Origin of the sequence: Weissella minor (genome assembly GCF_001437425.1) — a bacterium.
In the GTDB taxonomy this organism is placed as follows: domain Bacteria; phylum Bacillota; class Bacilli; order Lactobacillales; family Lactobacillaceae; genus Weissella; species Weissella minor.
On the sequence record NZ_JQCD01000024.1, the window covers coordinates 218,404 to 219,852 of the forward strand.

Annotated in this window: 1 protein-coding gene; it reads left to right on the top strand. The window is 42.7% G+C overall.

Annotated features, from left to right (window positions below; genetic code table 11):
• Positions 1 to 1,449 (top strand): phage tail tip lysozyme (locus IV67_RS09425; RefSeq protein WP_236698261.1); only part of this gene is annotated, 1,449 nt, incomplete at both ends.

Genomic DNA, 1,449 nt, shown 5'->3' on the forward strand with positions numbered 1-1,449 from the left:
GTCAGAGACAAAGCAAGCAGATAAGTCTGAAAAGAAGCAAGAAACATCAAAGACTGAAACAAAGGATGCTGCAAAGACAGAAGTAAAACAAGCTGATAAGGTTGAAAACAAGCAAGAAGCATCAAAGGCTGAAACAAAGGATGCTGCAAAGACAGAAGTAAAGCAAGCAGATAAGTCTGAGAATAAGCAAGAGGCATCAAAGCCAGAAGCAAAGCAAGCAGATAAGTCTGAGAATAAGCAAGAGGCATCAAAGCCAGAAGCAAAGCAAGCAGATAAGTCTGAGAATAAGCAAGAAGCACCAAAGCCAGAAGCAAAGCAAACTGATAAGGCTGAAAAGAAGCAAGAGGCATCAAAGCCAGAAGTAAAGCAAGAAGCATCAAAGGCTGAAACAAAGCAAGCGAAGTCTAAGAATGTTGTTTCAAATAAGACAAAAAAGGTTTCAACAAAGTCTGTAGCACAAAAGAATAATGCGGTTAAGTCTCAGGCGAAGTCAAAGGCCAATACGACATTCCAAATGCAAGAACCAGCAGTGTTCAATCCGGCTGACTTTGCCGCGCCAGTTGCTGTAACTTATGCAGCACCAGCACGTGCACAAAATTATTCAGCGCAACAAACAGCAAATGCCCGCTACCTATACAAGTACTTCCTTGGACATGGGTGGACGCCTAATGCCATTGCTGGAATGTTAGGAAACATGGTCGTTGAAAGTTACTTGTTACCAGATATCACTGAAATTAGCGGCGGTGGTGGTTATGGACTTGTTCAATGGACACCGGCAAGCAAATTAATTAATTGGACTAAAGCAAACGGTTATGATTATCGTACACTAGAAGGCCAAGCTGCCCGCATTCAGTATGAAATGACACACGGTATTCAGTTCTATCCAAGTGCTTACAGTTCAATGACTGCGCGTCAATATATGAAGAGTACAAAGTCTCCATTTGACTTGGCAATGATCTTTATGAACAATTATGAACGTCCATATAATACTTACCAACCAAATCGTGGAAATATTGCGACGTATTGGTATAATTTCTTGGTAAACGATAAGGCTGCAAATAGTTCACAAACCAAGAAACAATCAAAGCCAGCACCAAAGAAACAATCAAAGCCAGCACCAAAGAAGCAAACGACGCCTTCTAAGCCAGCGCCAAAGAAGCAAACAACGCCTTCTAAGCCAGTACAACAGAATAAGCAAGTGAAGCCTGCACCAAAGAAGCAGACAACACCTTCTAAGCCAGTGCAACAGAATAAGCAAGTGAAGCCAACGCCAAAGAAGCAAACAACGCCTTCTAAGCCAGTGCAACAGAATAAGCAAGTGAAGCCAGCGCCAAAGAAGCAGACAACACCTGTTAAGCCAGTGCAACAACAAAAGCAAGTGAAGCCAGCACCAAAGCAGACAACACCTGTTAAGCCAGTGCAACAACAAAAGCAAGTGAAGCCAGCACC